General features: G+C 61.4%; 22 protein-coding genes and 1 riboswitch. Of the genes, 17 read left to right on the forward strand and 5 right to left on the reverse strand.

Features of this window, described 5'->3' with window-relative positions; all coding sequences use genetic code 11:
• Window positions 1–72: 72 nt before the first annotated feature.
• Window positions 73–1,449: a pyridoxal-phosphate dependent enzyme gene (locus ACYZTX_RS10710; protein ID WP_462034026.1), complete on the forward strand. Its 1,377-nt coding sequence runs from the start codon at window positions 73–75 to the stop codon at window positions 1,447–1,449.
• Complete coding sequence (locus ACYZTX_RS10715; RefSeq protein ID WP_462034027.1) at window positions 1,446–2,624, forward strand: cystathionine gamma-synthase; 1,179 nt, start codon at window positions 1,446–1,448, stop codon at window positions 2,622–2,624. Before ACYZTX_RS10710 ends, ACYZTX_RS10715 begins: the two co-directional genes overlap by 4 nt.
• Before the next feature lie 64 nt (window positions 2,625–2,688).
• Here ACYZTX_RS10715 and ACYZTX_RS10720 read toward each other — a convergent pair whose 3' ends face one another.
• From ACYZTX_RS10720 to purM, 3 genes are read right to left on the reverse strand one after another with little or no spacing between them, the layout of a single operon-like run.
• A complete protein-coding gene (locus ACYZTX_RS10720) occupies window positions 2,689–3,402 on the reverse strand; it encodes a DUF3108 domain-containing protein (RefSeq protein ID WP_462034028.1) in 714 nt (237 codons plus the stop codon).
• 8 nt (window positions 3,403–3,410) lie between these two features.
• Window positions 3,411–4,061 carry a phosphoribosylglycinamide formyltransferase gene (gene purN / locus ACYZTX_RS10725; RefSeq protein ID WP_462034029.1) on the reverse strand — a complete coding sequence of 217 codons (651 nt, stop codon included), beginning with the start codon at window positions 4,059–4,061 and terminating at the stop codon, window positions 3,411–3,413.
• Window positions 4,061–5,119 (reverse strand): phosphoribosylformylglycinamidine cyclo-ligase, encoded by a 1,059-nt coding sequence (gene purM / locus ACYZTX_RS10730; protein WP_008148639.1) that lies wholly within the window; start codon window positions 5,117–5,119, stop codon window positions 4,061–4,063. The genes purN and purM overlap by 1 nt, the downstream gene beginning before the upstream one ends.
• 383 nt (window positions 5,120–5,502) lie before the next feature.
• Between purM and ACYZTX_RS10735 the strand changes: the two genes are divergently transcribed.
• The 6 genes from ACYZTX_RS10735 (at window position 5,503) to ACYZTX_RS10760 (ending at window position 10,844) form a co-directional block, all read left to right on the forward strand.
• On the forward strand, window positions 5,503–6,561 hold the full coding sequence (locus tag ACYZTX_RS10735) for a DUF2066 domain-containing protein (RefSeq protein WP_462034030.1): 1,059 nt from the start codon (window positions 5,503–5,505) through the stop codon (window positions 6,559–6,561).
• A 38-nt stretch (window positions 6,562–6,599) separates the two neighbouring features.
• A complete protein-coding gene (locus tag ACYZTX_RS10740; RefSeq protein ID WP_462034031.1) occupies window positions 6,600–7,673 on the forward strand; it encodes an AI-2E family transporter in 1,074 nt (357 codons plus the stop codon).
• A gap of 230 nt (window positions 7,674–7,903) precedes the next feature.
• Window positions 7,904–8,608, forward strand: coding sequence for a DnaA regulatory inactivator Hda (gene hda / locus ACYZTX_RS10745; protein WP_008148645.1), 705 nt, complete (start codon window positions 7,904–7,906; stop codon window positions 8,606–8,608).
• Between the two features lie 214 nt (window positions 8,609–8,822).
• Window positions 8,823–9,473, forward strand: coding sequence for a C40 family peptidase (locus tag ACYZTX_RS10750; protein ID WP_462034032.1), 651 nt, complete (start codon window positions 8,823–8,825; stop codon window positions 9,471–9,473).
• 165 nt (window positions 9,474–9,638) lie between these two features.
• A complete protein-coding gene (locus tag ACYZTX_RS10755) occupies window positions 9,639–10,175 on the forward strand; it encodes a C40 family peptidase (RefSeq protein WP_462034033.1) in 537 nt (178 codons plus the stop codon).
• A 15-nt stretch (window positions 10,176–10,190) separates the two neighbouring features.
• A complete protein-coding gene (locus ACYZTX_RS10760; RefSeq protein ID WP_462034034.1) occupies window positions 10,191–10,844 on the forward strand; it encodes an O-methyltransferase in 654 nt (217 codons plus the stop codon).
• Between the two features lie 126 nt (window positions 10,845–10,970).
• On the opposite strand, the gene ACYZTX_RS10765 is transcribed toward ACYZTX_RS10760, so the two are convergent.
• Window positions 10,971–12,284: a PQQ-dependent sugar dehydrogenase gene (locus ACYZTX_RS10765; RefSeq protein WP_462034035.1), complete on the reverse strand. Its 1,314-nt coding sequence runs from the start codon at window positions 12,282–12,284 to the stop codon at window positions 10,971–10,973.
• Window positions 12,285–12,352: 68 nt separating this feature from the next.
• Window positions 12,353–12,937: a hypothetical protein gene (locus ACYZTX_RS10770; protein ID WP_462034036.1), complete on the reverse strand. Its 585-nt coding sequence runs from the start codon at window positions 12,935–12,937 to the stop codon at window positions 12,353–12,355.
• A gap of 154 nt (window positions 12,938–13,091) precedes the next feature.
• Window positions 13,092–13,325, forward strand: a riboswitch (cobalamin riboswitch).
• 80 nt (window positions 13,326–13,405) lie between these two features.
• Here ACYZTX_RS10770 and cobO point away from each other — a divergent pair.
• The 9 genes from cobO (at window position 13,406) to cobC (ending at window position 21,691) form a co-directional block, all read left to right on the forward strand.
• Entirely contained in the window at window positions 13,406–14,017 is a 612-nt protein-coding gene (gene cobO, locus ACYZTX_RS10775) for a cob(I)yrinic acid a,c-diamide adenosyltransferase (protein ID WP_074874701.1), read from the forward strand.
• 10 nt (window positions 14,018–14,027) lie between these two features.
• Window positions 14,028–15,428 carry a cobyrinate a,c-diamide synthase gene (locus ACYZTX_RS10780; RefSeq protein WP_462034037.1) on the forward strand — a complete coding sequence of 467 codons (1,401 nt, stop codon included), beginning with the start codon at window positions 14,028–14,030 and terminating at the stop codon, window positions 15,426–15,428.
• On the forward strand, window positions 15,425–16,075 hold the full coding sequence (gene bluB / locus ACYZTX_RS10785) for a 5,6-dimethylbenzimidazole synthase (RefSeq protein ID WP_462034038.1): 651 nt from the start codon (window positions 15,425–15,427) through the stop codon (window positions 16,073–16,075). The genes ACYZTX_RS10780 and bluB overlap by 4 nt, the downstream gene beginning before the upstream one ends.
• The gene (gene cbiB / locus ACYZTX_RS10790; RefSeq protein ID WP_462034039.1) at window positions 16,072–16,980 is read left to right on the forward strand and encodes an adenosylcobinamide-phosphate synthase CbiB; all 909 of its coding nucleotides are present in this window, start codon (window positions 16,072–16,074) and stop codon (window positions 16,978–16,980) included. The genes bluB and cbiB overlap by 4 nt, the downstream gene beginning before the upstream one ends.
• Window positions 16,973–17,965 carry a threonine-phosphate decarboxylase CobD gene (gene cobD, locus ACYZTX_RS10795; protein ID WP_462034040.1) on the forward strand — a complete coding sequence of 331 codons (993 nt, stop codon included), beginning with the start codon at window positions 16,973–16,975 and terminating at the stop codon, window positions 17,963–17,965. Before cbiB ends, cobD begins: the two co-directional genes overlap by 8 nt.
• Complete coding sequence (locus ACYZTX_RS10800) at window positions 17,962–19,413, forward strand: cobyric acid synthase (protein ID WP_462034041.1); 1,452 nt, start codon at window positions 17,962–17,964, stop codon at window positions 19,411–19,413. The genes cobD and ACYZTX_RS10800 overlap by 4 nt, the downstream gene beginning before the upstream one ends.
• A 132-nt stretch (window positions 19,414–19,545) precedes the next feature.
• Window positions 19,546–20,067: a bifunctional adenosylcobinamide kinase/adenosylcobinamide-phosphate guanylyltransferase gene (gene cobU / locus ACYZTX_RS10805; RefSeq protein ID WP_462034042.1), complete on the forward strand. Its 522-nt coding sequence runs from the start codon at window positions 19,546–19,548 to the stop codon at window positions 20,065–20,067.
• Complete coding sequence (gene cobT, locus ACYZTX_RS10810; protein WP_462034043.1) at window positions 20,064–21,119, forward strand: nicotinate-nucleotide--dimethylbenzimidazole phosphoribosyltransferase; 1,056 nt, start codon at window positions 20,064–20,066, stop codon at window positions 21,117–21,119. The genes cobU and cobT overlap by 4 nt, the downstream gene beginning before the upstream one ends.
• Window positions 21,116–21,691, forward strand: coding sequence for an alpha-ribazole phosphatase family protein (gene cobC, locus ACYZTX_RS10815; protein WP_462034044.1), 576 nt, complete (start codon window positions 21,116–21,118; stop codon window positions 21,689–21,691). Before cobT ends, cobC begins: the two co-directional genes overlap by 4 nt.

Consider the following 21,691-nt stretch of genomic DNA (forward strand, 5'->3'; position numbering starts at 1 on the left):
TGTGACTGACGCGCGATGATTCGCCGCCGGTTGCTGTCCATCCAGTGCTGATTTGCGTAGCGAGGTGACGACATGCCCACTGACTCCCGTCCCGCCGTACTCGAACTGATCGGCAATACGCCGCTGGTGCGCGTCAGCCGTTTCGATACCGGCCCGTGCACGCTGTTCCTCAAGCTCGAATCGCAGAACCCCGGCGGTTCGATCAAGGATCGCATCGGCCTGGCGATGATTGACGCCGCCGAGCGCGATGGCCGGCTGCGCCCCGGCGGCACCATCGTCGAGGCCACTGCCGGCAACACCGGCCTCGGCCTGGCCCTGGTCGGCCGTGCCAAGGGTTACCGGGTGGTGTTGGTGGTGCCGGACAAAATGTCCACCGAGAAAGTCTTGCACCTCAAGGCGATGGGCGCCGAGGTGCACATCACCCGCTCCGATGTCGGCAAGGGTCACCCCGATTATTACCAGGACGTTGCTGCGCGGCTGGCGCAGGACATTCCCGACGCCTTCTTCGCCGATCAGTTCAACAACCCAGCCAACCCGCTGGCCCACGAATGCAGCACCGCGCCGGAGATCTGGGCGCAGACTCAGCATGATCTGGACGCCATCGTCGTCGGCGTCGGGTCGGCCGGCACACTGACCGGGCTGACCCGCTTCTTTCGCCGCGTGCAGCCGAACCTGACCATGGTGCTGGCCGATCCGGTCGGCTCGGTGATGGCCGAATACAGCCGCAGCGGCACCCTCGGCACACCCGGTTCCTGGGCGGTGGAGGGCATCGGCGAGGACTTCATTCCGTCGATTGCCGACTTGTCCAGCGTGCGCCACGCCTACTCGATCAGCGATGAGGAAAGCTTCGATCATGCCCGCCAACTGCTGCGCGCCGAAGGCATTCTCGGCGGTTCCTCGACCGGCACACTGCTGGCGGCGGCGCTGCGTTACTGCCGCGAGCAAACCGAGCCGAAGCGAGTCGTCAGCTTCGTCTGCGACACCGGCACCCGCTACTTGTCGAAGGTCTACAACGACCAGTGGATGAACGATCAGGGCCTGCTGCAGTACAAACATTACGGCGATCTGCGCGACCTGATCTCACGGCGCTTCGAGGATGGCCGGGTGATCAGCGTGGGCCCGGACGACACGCTGCTCACCGCTTTCCAGCGCATGCGCCTGGCGGATGTCTCGCAACTGCCGGTGCTGGAGGGCGGGCAGCGGCTGGTCGGCGTGATCGACGAGTCCGATATTCTGCTTGGCATGCAAGAAGATGCTTCGCACTTTCGCACGAGTGTGTCCAGCGCGATGACCGATCAGCTTCAAACCCTGCCTCCCGGCGCCAGCCTGGCTGAATTGCGGGCGGAGCTCGACCGTGGGCTGGTGGCGATCATCGCTGACGCCTCGGGTTTCCACGGCTTGATTACTCGAGTCGACATGCTCATTCACTTACGGAGATCGCTTGCATGAGTCAACACGATGAAACCGCTGTACCACGCGCCTTCGCCACCCGTGTGATCCATGCCGGGCAGACGCCCGACCCTTCCACCGGGGCGCTGATGCCGCCGATTTACGCCAACTCCACCTACTTGCAGCAGAGCCCCGGCGTGCACAAGGGCTTCGATTACGGGCGCTCGCACAACCCGACGCGTTTTGCGCTGGAGCGTTGCGTCGCGGACCTCGAAAGCGGCACCCAGGCCTTCGCGTTCGCCTCCGGGCTGGCAGCGATCTCCACGGTGCTAGAGCTGCTCGACGCGGGCTCGCACATCGTCTCCGGCAATGATTTGTACGGCGGCACCTTTCGACTGTTCGACAAGGTGCGCAAACGCAGCGCCGGGCATCGCTTCAGCTTTGTCGATCTGACTGACCTGGCGGGATTCGAAGCCTCACTGCAGCCCGACACGAAGATGGTTTGGGTCGAGACGCCAAGCAATCCCTTGCTGAGCCTGACGGACCTCGCCGCTGTCGCGCGCATCTGCCGCGATCGAGGCATCATTTGTGTGGCTGACAACACGTTTGCCAGCCCCTGGATACAGCGTCCGCTGGAGGTTGGCTTTGACATCGTGCTGCACTCGACCACCAAGTACCTGAACGGCCACTCCGATGTGATCGGCGGCATCGCGGTGGTCGGGCAGAATCCAGAACTGGCCGAACGCTTGGGTTTCCTGCAGAACTCAATAGGCGCTATCGCCGGGCCGTTCGACGCGTTCCTCACCCTGCGCGGCGTGAAGACCCTGGCTTTGCGCATGGAACGTCACTGCAATAACGCGCTGGATCTGGCGCAATGGCTGGAACGCCAGCCGCAGGTGGCACGCGTCTATTATCCGGGCCTGCCTTCGCACCCGCAGCACGAACTGGCGCAGCGGCAGATGCGCGGTTTCGGCGGGATGATTTCCGTCGACCTGAACAGCGACCTGGCGGGCGCCACGCGTTTCCTCGAGAGTGTACGGATCTTCGCCCTGGCCGAAAGCCTGGGTGGGGTGGAAAGCCTGATCGAGCACCCGGCGATCATGACCCACGCCACCATCCCCGCAAGCACCCGCGCGCAACTTGGCATCGGCGATGCGCTGGTGCGTTTGTCAGTGGGGGTCGAGGATGTCGAAGACCTGCGCACCGACCTGGCCCAGGCGCTGGCACGGATTTGAATTGTAGGGGGCATAAAAAAATCCGGAATCCTCATCGGATTCCGGATTTTCGTGTTGAACCGGATTAGCTGCCTTTGACAGCCTTGCCGTTGACCGTACCGTCGAGGAGCATGATGTTGTACTCCTTGCCGTCGGTTTCAACCTGTTGCAGACGAACCAGCAGGTAATCCCAGTCCTTGGCGAACCACAGGACGGTGATGCGCTTGCTTTGTGTCGGGTCGCGCACGCGCTCGACCTTGATCGCTTCGATCTGGCCAGCCTTGGTGTCGACTTTTTCCGAGCCCAGCACGCGGAAGTCATAGGTATCGACTTCGCCATCGTCGACGACCTGATAGCTCATGCTTTTCTTGCCAGCGGCCACGTCGTGCTGCAGGGCCAGCTGATACGTGGATTTGTCGACCATGCCGCGGTTGAGCGGGATCTTGACCGGGTCACCACGATCGGTGCCAGTGACCATTTTGTTGGTCCAGTCGAAATCCAGGTCAGCTTTCTTGGCTTTGCCCAGGCCGCCACGTTCGAAGTGGTAGGACTGCGGCAGCAGCGTGTCCTTGTCCAGGGTCAGGGTGCTTTCTTCGGTCAGGCTGGCGATCATCATCGAGGCCTTGAAGCTGAGCTTCCAGACGCCATTGGCTTGCTTGGTCAGGCTGCGTTCAGCGGTGCCGCTCATGGGCAACTGCTTCCAGTCAGCGGTGTAGCTGGCGGAGAAAGGTTGAAGTTCTGCAGCCTGCGCAAAAGGCAGTGCGAGCAGAGCGCAAGCGAAGAGCAGGGCGCGACGCATAAAATCTCCTAGGTTCGAATCAAGTGGCCGCTGGCCGCGAGTAACTTTCCATCCAGTAAAGCACCTTGCTCGCCGAGTGATAAACGACCTTCGGCAAACCAGCGTACAGCCAGCGGGTAGATCAGGTGTTCCTGGGTATGAACTCGCTGCGCCAGACTCTGCGGCGAATCGTGCAACTCTACCGGTATTACTGCCTGTACGACCAGTGGACCGCCATCGAGTTCCTCGGTGACGAAGTGTACGGAGCAGCCGTGCTCGGTGTCGCCGGCTTCCAGCGCGCGCTGATGAGTGTGTAACCCTTTGTATTTGGGCAGCAGCGAGGGGTGGATGTTGAGCAGGCGACCCGCGTAGTGGCGAACGAAGTCAGCGCTGAGGATGCGCATGAAACCGGCCAGGACCACGAGTTTTGGATTGAACGCGTCGATCAGTTCGATCAGCGCGGCATCGAAGGCTTCGCGGCCTTCGAAAGCCTTGTGATCCAGGGTGCGGGTATCGATACCCGCATCCCTGGCGCGTTGCAGGCCGTAGGCGTCGGCGCGGTTGGAAATCACCGCAGCGATGCGGGCCGGGCTGTCGCCGGTCCGCGTGCTGTCGATCAAGGCCTGCAAGTTACTGCCGGTGCCGGAGAGCAGCACCACCACATCACAGGTGACAGACATTAATGAGCCTTGAGGTTCTTCAGTTCGACCTGAGCCGCGCCTTCGGCAGCGGTGGAAATCTGACCGATGACCCAAGGCTGCTCGCCGGCTTCGCGCAGGACGTTCAGGGCGGTTTCAACGTGCTCTTGAGCGACGCAGATGACCATGCCCACGCCGCAGTTCAGCACGCGGTGCATTTCGTTTTCGTCGACGTTGCCTTTCTCTTGCAGCCAGTCGAACACGGCAGGACGGGTCCAGCTCGCGACGTCAACCACCGCTTGTGCGCCTTTTGGCAGAACGCGCGGGATGTTGTCCAGCAGGCCACCACCGGTGATGTGGGCCATGGCTTTGACGGCGCCGGTTTCCTTGATCAGCTTGAGCAGCGGCTTCACGTAGATACGGGTCGGGGCCATCAGCAGGTCGGTCAGTGGTTTGCCGTCGAGCTGGATGTTTTCGATGTCGGCACCGGACACTTCGATGATTTTGCGGATCAGCGAGTAGCCGTTGGAGTGCGGGCCGGAAGAAGGCAGGGCGAGCAGGGCATCGCCGGCAGCGACTTTCGAACCGTCGATGATTTCGGATTTTTCCACGACGCCGACGCAGAAGCCGGCCAGGTCGTAGTCTTCGCCTTCGTACATGCCCGGCATTTCAGCGGTTTCGCCGCCTACCAGGGAGCAGCCGGACAGTTCGCAGCCAGCACCAATGCCGGTCACGACCTGGGTCGCGGTTTCGACGTTGAGTTTGCCGGTGGCGTAGTAGTCGAGGAAGAACAGCGGCTCGGCGCCGCAGACCACCAGGTCATTCACGCACATGGCAACGAGGTCGATGCCGATGCTGTCGTGTTTGTTCAGGTTCAGCGCCAGACGCAGCTTGGTGCCAACGCCGTCGGTGCCGGAAACCAGTACGGGCTGCTTGTAGCCGGCCGGGATTTCGCAGAGGGCGCCGAAACCGCCCAGGCCGCCCATGACTTCCGGGCGCGCAGTGCGCTTGGCGACGCTCTTGATGCGTTCGACCAATGCTTCACCGGCGTCGATGTCTACACCGGCGTCCTTGTAGCTCAGGGAGGGTTGCTTGCTCATGATCCAGGCCTTTAGGGGGGATTCAGGGGTAACGACCGAGTCCAGTGGGGCCGCCGAAACGGCGTAGGCGAGAGCCTAGCGCGCTATTCCGACACTGCCCGGCTGTTGCCGGTCTGCGAAGGCGCGCGATTTTATCAGGCTTGAGGGGCAGCGGCCATCCTCAGGCCGACGGCAGGGGCATATCAGCTTAAAAAAACTTATATGGCCCGTGTTGGTCGCTTCCTTCATGGCTGTATAAGGTATCGCTATTAACCGTCTATCGTTAGGACTGTGCAAAAACTTACCGGGGTCGGGTGAATGTTTTGCTTGGGGGCGTGGTCACAGCCTTGCTCAATCTGGTTCACGCGGCCTGTTCCAGCCGCTCTTGTCGTCAGGAATCCTCCATGCGTTTTTTTTCTAGATTTTTGTTTGCGGGCTGTTTGTCAGTGTTCAGCCTGGCGAGTCATGCCGAGACCGTCAAAAGCTTGTATCAGGTGCGTCAACCTGTCAGTGGTCAAACCCCGGAGGTGCGCGATCAGGCGACCCAGCAAGCGTTGGATACGTTGGTGCTGCGTCTGACCGGTGATCCCAAGGCTGCGCAAAGCCCGGGGTTGGCGGCACTGCGCAAGGACCCGCAGCAGATCATCAGTCAGTACGGCTTTGATTCGGGCCCACCGGAAGTGCTGAAGGTCGATTTCGATCCGGCCACCACCGAGCAAGCGTTGCGCCGTGCCGGGCTGTCTCTGTGGGGGGCGAACCGGCCATCGATCCTCAGCTGGTGGTTGAACGATTCCACCGAGGGTTCGAGCCTGGTGGGCGATGGCCAGGCCAGCGCTGCACCGCTGCGTCGAGCGGCGCAACACCGTGGTCTGCCGCTGCGCCTGCCGCTGGCCGATCTGAATGAGCAGATTGTCGCCACTGCACTGAATCTGGAAGGTGCGGACGCAGCGCCACTGCGCGGGGCGTCGGAGCGTTACAACGCTGACGCTTTGCTCGCGGTGCATGCCCGTGAAGAGGGCGGCCAGTGGCAAGCCAAGTGGCAGTTGTGGCTGGGCGACAAGAAGGAGGCTGGCAGTGTTCAGGGCGCGGATCAGGCCGCGGTGGCTGATGCGGTGATGCTGGCGGTCAGTCAACGGCTGGCACCTCGTTTTGTGGTCAAGCCAGGTGCTTCGGGCGAACAATTGCTCGAAGTGCAGAGCATGAACCTGGAGCGCTACGCGGCACTTGGGCGCTTGCTGGAGCCGTTTGGTGCGCGCCTGCAAAGTGTCGACGGCGACCGGATTCTCTACCGGGTCAATGGCAGCGCGGAGCAGTTGCGCTCGCAGTTGTCACTGGCGAAGTTGCAGGAGGTTCCGGCCGGTGAAGCGCCGGCGCCGGTCGCACCGGTTCAGCCGGCCGAGGGTTCGGTACCGGTGGTGGCGCCCACTCCGGCGCCGGTGCCGCAGCTGCGATTCCGTTGGTAAGGTTTTCTTTCTTTATATAGATGCATAGGGAGTTGTACATGGCCGATACGCGGCGTTGGTTCTGGTTGGGTGGGGTTGTCCTGCTCTGCGCGTTTGTCTGGCTGTTGCATCCGATCCTGACGCCGTTTCTGGTGGCGCTGCTATTGGCTTATCTGTTCGATCCGTTGGTGGATCGGCTGGAGAAGGCCGGGCTGTCTCGCACTTGGGGCGTGGTAGCGGTGTTTGCGCTGATTACCTTGATCTTCACGACATTGCTGCTGGTGTTGGTGCCGATGCTCGCCAAGCAGCTGTTTCGCTTGTACGAACTGGCGCCGCAGATGCTCGATTGGTTGCAGAACACCGCGCTGCCGTGGGCGCAATCGAAGTTCGGGTTGTCGGATGGCTTCTGGAAATTCGACAAACTCAAGGCTGCGATCAGCGAGCACATGGGCCAGACCACCGACATTGTCGGTGTGGTGCTGAGTCAGGCAACGGCTTCCGGCCTTGCATTGATTGGCTTGCTGGCGAATCTGGTGCTGATCCCGGTGGTGGCCTTCTATCTGCTGCGAGACTGGGACCTGATGATGGCCAAGATCCGCAGCCTGCTGCCCCGTGATCGCGAAGAGCGCGTTGTGATCCTGGCGGGCGAATGCCATGAAGTGTTGGGTGCGTTCGTGCGCGGTCAGTTGCTGGTGATGGTGGCGTTGGGCGTCATCTACGCGGCGGGCCTGATGCTGGTGGGGCTGGAATTGGGGCTGTTGATCGGTTTGATTGCCGGTCTGGCGGCGATCGTGCCGTACATGGGGTTTGTCATCGGGATTGGCGCGGCCTTGATAGCCGGCTTGTTTCAGTTTGGTGGCGATCTGTACCCCATGATCGGTATCGTCGCGGTGTTCATGGTCGGGCAAGCGCTGGAAGGCATGGTGCTAACGCCATTGCTGGTGGGAGACCGGATTGGTCTGCACCCGGTGGCGGTGATCTTCGCGATTCTGGCAGGGGGGGAGCTGTTCGGTTTTACCGGTGTACTGCTGGCACTGCCGGTGGCGGCGGTGATCATGGTGCTGGTGCGCCATGTGCATGATTTGTACAAGGACTCTGATATCTACAGCGGTGTTGATGAACCCGAGCTTTAACGGGCTCTGATCACCCGTCGCGGGCAGCCTGGTTCATCGCCAGGTTGACCCAAATGCCTCGCGCGGCGGTCACATGCGCCGCCAAAGAAACTGTCATAAAACCAGTGTGTTAACGCAAACCTTTGATTTTGCTTGTGGTCTGTCGCATTGTGCGGCCAGCTTGACGGGTATAAACTTCGCAAACTTTACACAGAGGCCACTAACGGTTCCTTTGGAACTGTTCAGTCAGCATGAAACCGATTCAGCTGCCCCTAGGTGTGCGTCTGCGTGATGACGCTACCTTTATCAATTACTATCCAGGCGCCAATGCCGCTGCACTCGGCTATGTCGAGCGGCTATGCGAAGCCGACGCCGGCTGGACCGAAAGCCTGATTTATCTCTGGGGCAAGGACGGGGTAGGGCGTACGCACTTGTTACAGGCGGCTTGCCTGCGCTTCGAACAACTGGGGGAGCCAGCAGTGTATTTGCCGTTGGCCGAGCTGCTTGATCGTGGCATCGCCATCCTCGACAACCTCGAACAGTACGAACTGGTCTGCCTGGATGATTTGCAGGCGGTAGCCGGTCGGGCGGATTGGGAAGAGGCGCTGTTCCATCTGTTCAATCGTCTGCGTGACAGCGGTCGACGGCTGCTGATCGCCGCTTCGACATCCCCGCGGGAATTGCCGGTGAAGCTGGCGGACCTCAAATCCCGTCTGACGTTGGCGTTGATCTTTCAGATGCGTCCGCTCTCCGATGAAGACAAATTGCGTGCCTTGCAACTGCGTGCATCCCGTCGCGGTTTGCACCTGACCGATGAAGTCGGGCATTTCATTTTGACCCGCGGTACGCGCAGCATGAGCGCGCTTTTCGAGCTGCTTGAACGTCTCGATCAGGCCTCCCTTCAAGCTCAGCGCAAGCTGACGATCCCCTTCCTGAAAGAAACCTTAGGCTGGTGAAACCCAAGCCTGCCGCGGGTTTTGGCATATTTCAGGCGTCAAGAATTGCGCTTTCCTGCAGGGTTGCAGGCTGCGCGAACGTCTAAAACGGGCTTAAGCGCTTAGATGTAAACGAGAAACCGATAAGTCACATCAACATCGATTGAATTTGCAAATGAGGTTGATAGTGGGCATAGTCTCGCCTTCTTTAGAACTATCAGCCACGGTCGTGCCCATGCTAAATCGCTTTGCACCCCTCGTGCCCCTCGCACTCGTTACCCTGTTGTTCGGTTGCGCTGCTCACTCTCCAGTGTCCCAGCAAGAGCAGCAACAGCAGGCTAAAAATTCTGTTACCGCCCAATCTTCCGTTCTTTATCAGCAAGCGCTTGAACAGGAAGAGGCGGCCGCCGAAAAAGAATTGGCAGACTTCGCCGGCGGCAAGTCGTACCAGCTTCCGGTTCTGGCCGACAGCATCCTCGAACGCGGCATGTCCCTGATCGGTACCCGTTACCGTTTCGGCGGCACCTCCGAAGCTGGCTTTGATTGCAGCGGCTTCATCGGTTACCTGTTTCGTGAAGAAGCCGGCCTGAACCTGCCACGCTCCACTCGCGAAATGATCAACGTGGACGCTCCGTTGGTTTCGCGCAGCAAACTGGAGCCTGGCGACTTGCTGTTTTTCGCCACCAATGGCCGTCGCGGTCGCGTCAGTCACGCCGGGATCTACCTGGGTGACAACCAGTTCATCCATTCCAGCAGCCGCCGCAGCGGTGGTGTCCGGATCGATAGTCTGGGCGACAGCTACTGGAGCAAAACCTTCATCGAAGCCAAGCGCGCACTCGCGATGGCGCCGGCTGCAGCCCCGACGATCGTCACGGCACGCAAGTAAGCGGACATTTTGTAAGGTGAACTTAAAGTCTTACTTGAAGTTTGCCCCGTAGCAGCTAGAATCCAGATCTATTATTGATGGCAAACCGCCTGCGTCCTGCGCAGGCGGTTTTCTTTTCTGCGCCCCCTGCAGAAAAAGCCGCAGCCAGATCAGGATGTTCTGCTTATGTCGACGTCGGCCCGCCTCGCAATCATGTTCTTCGCAGCGCTGCTCAGCGCCTGCGCCAGCCGAACACCGCCACCTGCGCCGGTGGTTCGCTCGCCCATTATTTTCAGTTCCTCCCAAGCATTCTCCCCTGAGGCAGAAGACGTGTTGTTCCGCGCGCTCGGCCTGGTGGGCACGCCGTATCGCTGGGGTGGCAACACGCCGGATTCGGGATTCGATTGCAGCGGGCTGATCGGTTACGTCTATCGTGACGTCGCCGGCATTTCCCTGCCGCGTACCACCCGCGAGATGATCAGCATGCAAGCGTCCAGCGTGGGCAAGGAAGGTCTGCAAACCGGCGACCTGATCTTCTTCGCTACCAATGGCGGTTCCCAGGTCAGCCACGCCGGGATCTACGTCGGCGAAGGTCGCTTCGTCCATGCGCCCGCCACCGGCGGCACGGTGAAGCTCGACAGCTTGTCCAAAGCTTACTGGCAGAAAGCCTATCTGAGTGCCAAGCGCGTCTTGCAACCTGAACACTTGGCTCGCAACCCCTAGATTGCAGAGGTTGTCATGACCGCTCGCACACTCAATCTCGACGATTCCCTGTATCAATACCTGCTCGATGTTTCCCTGCGCGAAACGCCGCTGCTCAAGCGTTTGCGGGACGAAACTCAGGCGCTGCCGATGGCTCGCTGGCAAGTGGCGCCGGAACAGGGCCAGTTTCTTGCACTATTGGTGAAACTCACCGGCGCCAAGCGTCTGCTGGAAGTCGGCACCTTCACCGGTTACAGCGCTTTGTGTATGGCAGCTGCATTACCGGATGACGGCTCGCTGATCTGCTGTGACATACCCGGCGACTACAACGCCATCGCACGTCGTTACTGGCAGGAGGCGGGGCTTGCCGAGCGGATTGATCTGCGTCTGGCGCCCGCGCTGGAAACCCTGACTCAGCTGGATCAACAAGAGCAGTTCGACCTGATCTTCATCGATGCTGACAAGGCCAACTATCCACGCTACCTGGAGCACGCGTTGCGTCTGCTGCGCGTCGGCGGTCTGGCGGTGTTTGATAACACGCTGTGGAGCGGACGGGTGCTTGAAGACCATCCCGAGAGCGAAGACACCCGAGCCATCCAGGCGCTCAATCGCGCCTTGAAGGATGACTCGCGTGTGGATCTGTCGTTGTTGCCGTTGGGCGATGGATTGACGCTCTGTCGTAAACGCTAAATCCCTGTGGGAGCGAGCCTGCTCGCGAAGGGGTCGGCACATTCAATATCTTTGTTGCCCGATCAAACGCTTTCGCGAGCAGGTCGAATCGTCGCACCGTCGCTCCCACAGGTTATGTGTGTGCGTTTATTTAGTTGCAGACACACGCCACACCTTATTCCCCACATCATCCGCCACCAACAAATCACCCTGCTGATCAATCACCACGCCCACTGGCCGGCCCATGGCTTTCTCATCTGCGTTGAGGAAGCCGGTGAGCACATCAACCGGCTGCCCGGTGGGTTTCCCTGCGCTGAACGGTACGAAAATCACTTTGTAGCCACTGTGCGGCTTACGATTCCACGAGCCATGCTGGCCGATGAATGCGCCTTCCTTGAACTGCGCCGGCAGCGTGTTGCCTTCAGCGAACGTCAGGCCCAGCGAGGCGGTATGCGGGCCGACCGCGTAGTCCGGAGCAATGGCCTTGGCCACCAGGTCGGGGTTTTGCGGCTCGACGCGAATGTCGACGTGCTGACCGTAATAACTGTAAGGCCAGCCGTAGAACCCGCCGTCTTTCACTGAAGTGATGTAGTCCGGCACCAGGTCGCTGCCGATTTCGTCGCGCTCGTTGACCGCCGTCCACAGTGCGCCGCTCTGAGGTTCCCAGGCCAGACCGTTTGGATTACGAATCCCCGAGGCAAAGATCCGATGGTTGCCGGTGGCACGATCCACTTCCCAGATCGCCGCGCGACCTTCTTCCTTGTCCATGCCGTTTTCGGCCACGTTGCTGTTGGAGCCCACCGTGACGTACAGCTTGCTGCCGTCCTTGCTGGCGATGACGTTTTTGGTCCAGTGGTGATTCAGCGTACCGCCCGGCAGGTCGATCACCTTCATTGGCTGTGACTTGATCGCCGTCTCGCCGTTTTCATAGTGGAAGCGCAGCAAGCGGTCCGTGTCGGCGACGTACAGGTCATTGCCGACCAGGGTCATGCCGAAGGGCGAGTTGAGGTTTTCCAGAAACACCGTGCGGGTCTCGGCGATGCCGTCGTGGTCCTTGTCCCGCAGCAGCGTGATGCGATTCGGGCTGGGGACTGCTGCGCCGGCACGGCCCATGACTTTTTTCATGACCCAGCCTTTAACGCCTTTGCCATCATCGGGTTTCGGCGGCGCGTTGGTTTCGGCCACCAGCACGTCGCCGTTGGGCAGCACGTAGAGCCAGCGCGGGTGATCGAGGCCTTCGGCAAATGCCGACACTTGGGTGCCCGCTGCGGCAGTGGGTTTAGTGCCGTCCGGCCAGCCGATCGCCGGGGCGATGTTCACCGTCGGGATCAGGGTTTTGTTGGGTTCTGGCAGCTTGGGTGACGGGCCGGTGCCGTCGGAAATTTGCAGCCTGGAGGTTTCACCACAGGCGGCAAGCCCTCCGGCGAGCACGATGACGAGAGCGAGCTGGGGCTTGCGCATGCTGATCTTCCCTATGAATGCATTGACCTAATCAATAGAGAAGCGCAGGTGCGCGATGGTTCAACCGGTCAGCCGCGGGCTTCCTTGAACAGCACGGCGATGCCGGGGTGGTAGTTGCCGGCTTCGTTGCGCAACTTGCGATAGGCGTAGGGGAAATACCAGGCCACCGCGCAGGTGTGTTCCTTTTGCAGGTCGTCGACCATGTCCTGGAGTTCTTCCGGAGTAGCGCTTTGTTGGGCTTTTTGCGGCGCAACGAACAGGCAGCCGAGTTTCAGGTCGCTGGCGTAGCTGATGCGCTTGGCGTCGCTGGTGATGTCCTGCAATGCTTGAGTCAGGTTCAGGCCGTTGACGCGTGGCCAGCGCTGGGTCGCCTGAAGGTAAGCGCGTTCTTCGCTGGTCGCGATAAACAGATCGGCGCGGCCATTGCGTTCGCCTTCTTCGGTCTGTTTGCGGGTCGGTGCTTGTTGCAGCGTCACCATTTCCGCCATCCACGCAGCGGTGGACAGCAGGCTCAGGTTGGCTTTTTCGTCGAACCAGTAAGGCGTGTCGTTATCGCCGCGCACGGCGTTGTAGCGGTCGATACAGTCAAACCAGCGTTCCAGCACCGGGCGCAGGAATTCCAGCTTCGGATTGCTGATGATCATGCCTTGCATGGGGCTCACCCTTGTTATTGTGTTGTGAGGTTGTGGCTCTTTGATATCACTGCTGGGAGTGTGGCACAAGATTGGCGTCAGATAATTGATCGACGGCAGTTATTCGCTCGCAGGCCGCCCGTCTTCAATTGACGCTCCATCCCCAACCCTCTAACCTTCGCGGCTTGTTTCAGGTGCTCTGTGACCTTGGTCGACAGAGTGAAACAGGGAAGCCGGTGAGCGATCTCTTCAATTGATGAAGGCTCACGATCCCGGCGCTGCCCCCGCAACGGTAAATGAGTGAAGACTGCGCCTTGAGCCACTGTGTCGACTGTCGACATGGGAAGGCGCGCAGTCAGGCGAATCGCCGCTCATGAGCCCGGAGACCGGCCTGATCCATCCAGCGGCATCACGGTGGGCGATGCCAGGCTTTTTGCCGTCTATTCTTGTGCCTGCCCGCCGTTATCCAGCCTCAACGGAGAGCTCCCCATGACTGATACCCCCGATCGTGACGAACGTCATCTGGCGCGCATGCTGCGCAAAAAAGCCGTGATCGACGAACGCATCGCCAACTCCCCGAATGAATGCGGCCTGCTGCTGGTGCTGACCGGCAACGGCAAAGGCAAAAGCAGTTCGGCCTTCGGCATGCTCGCCCGGTCCATGGGCCACGGCATGCAGTGTGGCGTGGTGCAGTTCATCAAGGGGCGCAACAGCACCGGCGAAGAACTGTTCTTCCGGCGCTTCCCGGAACAGGTGCGTTTTCATGTGATGGGCGAGGGCTTCACCTGGGAAACCCAGGATCGCCAGCGAGACATCGCCGCCGCTGAAGCGGCGTGGGCGGTGTCCCGCGAATTGCTGCGTGATCCGTCGATTGGCTTGGTGGTGCTGGATGAGTTGAACATTGCGCTCAAGCACGGTTACCTCGATCTGGATCAGGTGCTCAGCGATTTGCAGGCGCGTCCGCCGATGCAGCATGTGGTGGTCACCGGTCGCGGCGCCAAACCTGAAATGATCGAACTGGCCGACACGGTCACCGAAATGGGCGTGATCAAGCACGCGTTCCAGGCCGGGATCAAAGCGCAAAAAGGCGTCGAGCTGTGAATACTACTTTATGAAAATCAGCCGTCACTGCCCGGCGGTGCTGATTGCCGCGCCGGCCTCCGGTCAGGGCAAGACCACCGTCACTGCCGCGCTGGCCCGTTTGCATCACAAGCAGGGGCGCAAAGTTCGTGTGTTCAAGTGCGGCCCGGACTTTCTCGACCCGATGATTCTCGAGCGCGCCAGCGGTGCGCCGGTGTTTCAACTGGACATGTGGATGGTCGGCGAGCAGGAAAGTCGTCGTCTGTTGTGGGAAGCCGCCGGCGAAGCCGATCTGATTCTCATCGAAGGCGTCATGGGGTTGTTTGACGGTACGCCGTCCAGCGCTGATCTGGCGCGGCATTTCGGTGTGCCGGTGCTGGGTGTGATCGACGGCACCGCCATGGCCCAGACCTTTGGCGCACTGGCGTTGGGGTTGGCGCGCTATCAGCCGGATTTGCCGTTTGCCGGTGTGCTGGCCAACCGCGTCGGCACCCTGCGTCATGCGCAATTGCTTGAAGGCAGCCTCACTGAAGGTTTGCGCTGGTACGGCGCCTTGTCCCGGGAAACCGGGATCGAATTGCCTAGTCGACACCTCGGGCTGGTTCAGGCCAGCGAGTTGAACGATCTCGATCTGCGTCTCGATGCGGCGGCCGATGCACTGGCCAGCAGTTGCGAGGTCGCGCTGCCACCGGCGGTGGAATTCGCGGCTCCTGATGTGATCGCTGCCGAACCGTTGCTGGCCGGTGTGCGAATTGCCGTGGCCCGTGACGAAGCGTTTGCCTTCACCTACGGCGCAAGCCTCGACCTGCTGCGCGCCATGGGGGCCGAATTGCTGTTTTTCTCGCCGATCCGTGACGCGCAATTGCCGGAGGCAGACAGCCTTTATCTGCCAGGCGGTTATCCCGAATTGCACCATGTGGCACTGTCACAGAACAGCACAATGCTGAGCGCAATCCGTGCTCACCATGCGGCGGGTAAACCGTTGTTGGCCGAGTGTGGCGGCATGCTCTATTTGCTCGATTCATTGACCGATGTCGAGGGCACTCGCGCTGAATTGGTCGGCTTGCTGGCGGGGGATGCGGTGATGCAAAAGCGTCTGGCCGCATTGGCGTTGCAGGCAGTCGAGTTGCCGGAAGGCTTATTACGCGGCCACACCTATCACCACTCGTTGACCAGCACCGAATTGGAGCCGATTGCCCGGGGCCTGAGCCCTAACGGCGGGCGCGGGGCGGAGGCGGTTTATCGTAAGGGGCGGATGACCGCCTCTTATGTACACTTCTATTTCCCGTCCAATCCATCGGCGGTTGCTGCACTGTTTGCGCCTGATCTTGAGGCCGCCTTCGCGAGCAGGCTCGCTCCCACAGTAGAAAGTGGGTTGGCTGAAGAAACGCGGTCCACTGTGGGAGCGAGCCTGCTCGCGAAGAGGCCATGACTGACTACGCATTCTCCGAAGCTGAACGCGAAGCGGTTTATCGGGCAATTGCCGAACGCCGTGACATGCGCCACTTCAGCGGCGGCACCGTCGAGCCCGAGTTGTTACGACGCCTGCTCGAAACCGCACATCAGGCACCGAGTGTCGGCCTGATGCAGCCCTGGCGGTTCATCCGCATCAGCGATCGAGCCCTGCGCGGCAAGATCCAGTCACTGGTGGAAGAGGAACGCATCCGCACCGCCGAAGCCCTCGGCGAGCGCACCGACGAATTCATGAAGCTGAAAGTCGAAGGCATCAACGACTGCGCCGAGGTGCTGGTCGCCGCGCTCATGGACGATCGCGAGCGCCATATCTTTGGCCGTCGCACCTTGCCGGAAATGGACATGGCCTCGTTGTCCTGCGCGATCCAGAACCTCTGGCTGGCCTCCCGCGCTGAAGGATTGGGCATGGGCTGGGTCTCACTGTTCGAGCCGCAAGCCCTGGCAGACCTGCTGGGTTTGCCGGCCGGTGCCAAGCCCTTGGCCGTTCTTTGCCTGGGGCCGGTCAAGGCATTCTATCCAGCGCCGATGCTGGTACTCGAAGGCTGGGCGCAGGCGCGTCCGCTCAGTGAACTGCTGTACGAAAATTATTGGGGAGTGAGTCAATGAGTGTGGCGTTGTTGAGTGTCGCCGCGGTTGCGCTGGATGCGCTGCTGGGTGAACCCAAACGCTGGCATCCGCTGGTGGCGTTCGGCCGTTTTGCCGACCGCATCGAGCAACGTTTCAACTCCGGCGGTCGCGGTTGGCGTAGCCACGGCGTCACCGCCTGGGTGATCGCGGTGTTGCCGCTGACGTTGCTGGCGACTGCATTTTCCTGGGCGCCTTATGTCGGTTGGCTGGTCGAGATTCTGGCGCTGTACTGCGCCCTCGGCCTGCGCAGCCTCGGTGAACACGTCGAACCGGTGGCCAAGGCGCTGCGCAGCGATGATCTGGACGAGGCGCGCAAACGTGTCGGTTACCTGGTGAGTCGCCAGACCAGCGAACTGGATAAAACCGAAGTCGCCCGCGCCGCCACCGAATCCGTATTGGAGAATGGCAGCGACGCGGTGTTTGCCGCGTTGTTCTGGTTTGCCGTGGCGGGTGCACCCGGCGTGGTGCTCTATCGTTTGAGCAACACCCTCGACGCGATGTGGGGCTATCGCAACGAACGCTTCGAACGTTTCGGCTGGGCGGCGGCGAAGATCGACGACGTCCTCAACTACATTCCTGCACGCCTGGTGGCGCTGACCTACGCGCTGCTGGGCAAAACCCGACTCGCTCTGAAGTGTTGGCGCACCCAAGGCCCGACCTGGGACAGTCCGAATGCCGGCCCGGTGATGGCGGCCGGTGCCGGTGCGCTTGGCGTCGAATTGGGTGGGGCGGCGATTTATCACGGTGAATTGCATCAGCGTCCACAACTGGGCGAAGGCGTGCCGGCGGATGCCGATTCCATCGACCGTGGCTGGCAATTGGTCCAGCGCGGGGTATGGTTATGGTTGCTGATCCTCTGCGTGGGGGCTGAATTCTATGCTTGAACACGGTGGTCGGTTACGCAAGGCGGCGCTCGAATACGGCATCGCCGAAGCCGATTGGCTCGACCTGTCCAGCGGCCTCGCACCTTGGCCGTTTCCGGTGCCGCAGATCCCGTTGCGGGCCTGGGCGCGTTTGCCGGAAACCGATGACGGTCTGGAGAAGGCAGCCTGTGATTATTACGGCGCCGCTCACGTGCTGCCGGTGGCCGGCTCGCAAATGGCGATCCAGTTACTGCCGCGTTTGCGCCGTGCGGGCAAGGTCGGCGTGCTCTCGCCGAGTTACGCCGAACACGCCGAAGCGTGGCGACGCAACGGCTACATCGTGCGTGAAGTGCTGGAGCAGGAAGTCGACTTCTACCTCGACAGCCTCGACGTGCTGGTGGTGGTCAACCCGAACAATCCTACTGGCCTGAGCCTGACACGGAGTCGGCTGCTGGACTGGCACTCGCGGCTGGCCCAGCGCGGTGGCTGGCTGGTGGTGGACGAGGCGTTCATGGACAACACGCCGCCGCTGAGCCTGGCACCTTTTGCCCATCAGGTCGGATTGATCGTGTTGCGTTCCTTCGGCAAGTTTTTCGGTCTGGCCGGTGTGCGCCTGGGTTTCGTGCTGGCCGAGCGCAAGTTGCTAAAATTGCTGGCCGAGCAAGTGGGACCGTGGGCGGTCAGTGGGCCGACTCGGGTGCTGGGGCAGGCCTGTCTGCTGGATACCGAAGGGCATGCCCGACAACGGGTTCGCGCTGAAGTGGCCAGTGAGCGTCTGGCGCTGCTGCTTGAACAGCACGGTTTCAAACCCCTGGGCGGCTGCGCCTTGTTTCAATGGCTGATCACCGAACGCGCCGAAGCGCTGCATGAGTTCATGGCCCGGCGCGGCATTCTGCTGCGCTTGTTCACGCACAACAGCAGCCTGCGTTTCGGCTTGCCCGCCGATGAAACCGACTGGACACGTCTCGCGCAAGCGTTCGAAGCCTACGCCAAGGAAAGCCAATGACTACATTGATGGTGCAGGGCACCACTTCTGACGCCGGTAAAAGCACGCTGGTGACGGCGTTGTGCCGCTGGGTCACGCGTCAGGGCGTCAGCGTCGTGCCGTTCAAGCCGCAGAACATGGCGCTCAACAGTGCCGTGACCGCCGACGGTGGCGAGATCGGTCGCGCGCAAGCGGTGCAGGCTCAGGCCGCCAACCTTGAGCCGCACACCGACATGAATCCCGTGTTGCTCAAACCCAACAGTGATACCGGCGCCCAAGTGATCATCCATGGTCGTGCGGTCACGACGATGAACGCTGTTGCCTATCACGACTACAAAACCATCGCCATGCAAGCGGTGCTGGCCTCTCATGAACGGTTGAGTGCGGCGTATCCGGTGGTCATGGTCGAAGGCGCGGGCTCGCCGGCCGAGATCAATCTGCGCGCCGGCGACATCGCCAATATGGGCTTTGCCGAGGCGGTGGATTGCCCGGTGGTGCTGATCGCCGACATCAATCGCGGCGGGGTTTTCGCGCATCTGGTGGGCACCCTGGAACTGCTGTCGCCCAGCGAGCAGGCGCGGGTCAAAGGCTTCATCATCAACCGTTTTCGCGGCGACATCGCCTTGCTGCAACCGGGCCTCGACTGGCTGGAAGCACGCACCGGCAAACCGGTGGTCGGCGTGCTGCCTTACGTGATGGACCTGCACCTTGAAGCCGAGGACGGCATCGACCAGCGTCAGACCGACAAGGCCGATCAGGTGCTGAAAGTGCTGGTGCCGGTACTGCCGCGCATCAGCAACCACACCGATTTTGACCCGCTGCGCCTGCACCCGCAGGTGGACCTGCAATTCATCGGCCCCGGCCAGACGATTCCACCGGCCGACCTGATTATTCTCCCCGGCTCGAAAAGCGTGCGCAGCGATCTCGCGTATCTGCGGGCCAATGGCTGGGACACGGCGATCAGTCGTCATCTGCGTTATGGCGGCAAAGTGCTGGGCATCTGCGGTGGCCTGCAAATGCTCGGCGAGCAGTTACACGACCCGCTGGGCCTCGAAGGCGCACCGGGTTCCAGCGCCGGTTTGGGTTTGCTGGCGTTCGAAACGCAGCTCGAAGAAGAGAAGCAACTGCGCAATGTGCGCGGGCGTCTGGCGCTGGAAGACGCGCCGGTCAGCGGCTATGAAATTCATGCCGGCGTAACCACCGGGCCGGCGTTGGAAAACGCCGCCGTGCAGTTGGATGACGGTCGCTGTGATGGCGCGCAAAGTGTTGATGGGCAGATTTTCGGCACCTATCTGCATGGGCTGTTTGAATCGCCCGCGGCGTGCAGTGCGCTGTTGCGCTGGGCCGGTTTGCAGGCGGTGCAGGACGTGGATTATCACGCGTTGCGTGAGCGCGATATCGAGCGGCTGGCGGATCTGGTGGAGAAGCATCTGGATACCTCGCTGCTGCGTCAGCTCTGTGGGATTTGAGGTGACTGTGCCGGCCTCTTCGCGAGCAAGCCCGCTCCCACATGGGTTTTGTGAACGCCGAAGGACCAATGTGGGAGCGGGCTTGCTCGCGAAGGCGGCAGTCGCTTCACCGAATATTGAAGGGATGTAACCATGCTCCAACTGATCCTCGGCGGCGCCCGTTCCGGTAAAAGTCGCCTGGCCGAAAAACTCGCCTCCAACAGCGCACTGGCAGTGACGTACATCGCCACCAGTCAACCGCTCGACGGTGAAATGAACGAGCGGGTCGCCCATCACCGCGCCCGTCGTCCGGCCGAATGGGCGTTGATCGAAGAGCCTGTGGAGCTCGCCCGCGTCCTGCGCGAAACCGCCAGCGCCGATCGGTGCCTGCTGGTGGATTGCCTGACGTTGTGGATGACTAATCTGCTGATGCTCGACGACACCGAGCGTCTGTCGGCCGAACGTGATGCGTTGCTGGACTGCCTGGCGTCGCTGCCGGGTGAAATCATTTTTGTCAGCAACGAGACCGGAATGGGTGTCGTGCCGCTGGGCGAATTGACTCGCCGCTATGTCGATGAAGCCGGTTGGCTGCATCAAGCGTTGGCCGAGCGCTGTGAGCGAGTCGTCCTGACCGTCGCCGGCCTGCCCCTGACTTTGAAAGGAACTGCGTTATGACTCAATTCTGGTGGCTGAACCCCTGCAAGCTGATCGATGCTCAAGCGGTCGAGCAGGCCGAGGCCCGTCAACAGCAGCTGACCAAACCGGCCGGCTCCCTCGGTCGGCTTGAGTCGGTGGCCGTGCAATTGGCCGGGTTGCAGGGGCAGGTCAAGCCGAGACTCGATCAACTGTGGATCGCGATTTTTGCCGGTGACCACGGCGTGGTCGCAGAAGGGGTGTCGGCATTTCCTCAGGAAGTCACCGGGCAGATGCTGCACAACTTTGTCAGCGGTGGAGCGGCGATCAGCGTGTTGGCGCGGCAACTCGGGGCCTCCCTGGAAGTGGTCGACCTCGGCACGGTGACGCCGTCGTTGAACTTGCCGGGTGTGCGTCATTTGAACATCGGTCCGGGCACAGCGAATTTCGTCGAAGGTTCGGCCATGACGCCGGCTCAAGGCGAACTCGCTTTGCAGGCCGGCCGCGACAGCGTGCAGCGCGCCATCGCGGTGGGTGCGCAGTTGTTTATCGGTGGCGAGATGGGCATCGGCAACACCACCGCGGCCAGCGCGTTGGCCTGTGCCTTGCTCGATTGCCCGGTGGTGCATCTGGCTGGGCCGGGCACGGGTTTGAATGCGGCGGGTGTCAGCCATAAAGCCCAAGTTATCGAGCGCGCTTTGGCACTGCACAGCGCTCAGCGTGGCGATGCGCTGCAAACCCTGTACAACCTCGGCGGTTTTGAAATCGCTGCGCTGGTCGGCGCGTATCTGGCGTGTGCTCAGGAAGGCGTCGCGGTGCTGGTGGACGGTTTCATTTGCAGCGTCGCGGCATTGGTGGCGGTGCGATTGAATCCTGAATGCCGTCAGTGGCTGTTGTTTGGTCATCGCGGCGCCGAGCCGGGTCATCGTCATGTCCTGGAAACCCTGAAAGCCGAACCGCTGCTGGACCTCGGCCTGCGTCTGGGCGAGGGCAGTGGCGCGACGTTGGCCGTGCCGTTGTTGCGTCTGGCGTGCGACCTTCATGGCCAGATGGCGACCTTCGCCGAGGCCGCCGTGGCGGACCGTCCGGCATGACCTTGCGTCTGGACCTGCTGCGCCACGGCGAAACCGAACTCGGCGGCGGCTTGCGCGGCAGCCTCGACGATGCGCTGACCGACAAGGGCTGGGCGCAGATGCGCGCGGCGGTAGTCGAACAGGGGCCTTGGGATCGTTTGGTCAGCTCGCCGCTGCAGCGTTGTGCGCGGTTCGCCAACGAACTCGGCGCGCAACTGGGTTTGCCGGTGCAGTTGGATAAAGACGTGCAGGAGCTGCACTTCGGCGCTTGGGAAGGGCAGAGCGCCGCGGCGCTGATGGAAACCGATGCCGAGGCGCTGGGAGTGTTCTGGGCCGACCCTTATTCATTTACGCCGCCTCAGGGTGAGCCGGTCGTGGATTTTTCGACGCGGGTGTTGGCGGCCGTTGAGCGTTTGCATGCCGCCTACGCCGGCGAGCGGGTGTTGCTGATCAGTCACGGTGGGGTCATGCGTTTGTTGCTGGCACAGGCGCGGGGATTGCCTCGTGAGCAGTTGCTCAACGTCGAAGTCGGGCATGGCGCGTTGTTTTCGCTGTCGGTCGAATCCGGCGTGTTGTTAAGGGAAGCGACCTGA

This window comes from Pseudomonas sp. MDT1-17, assembly GCF_054898105.1.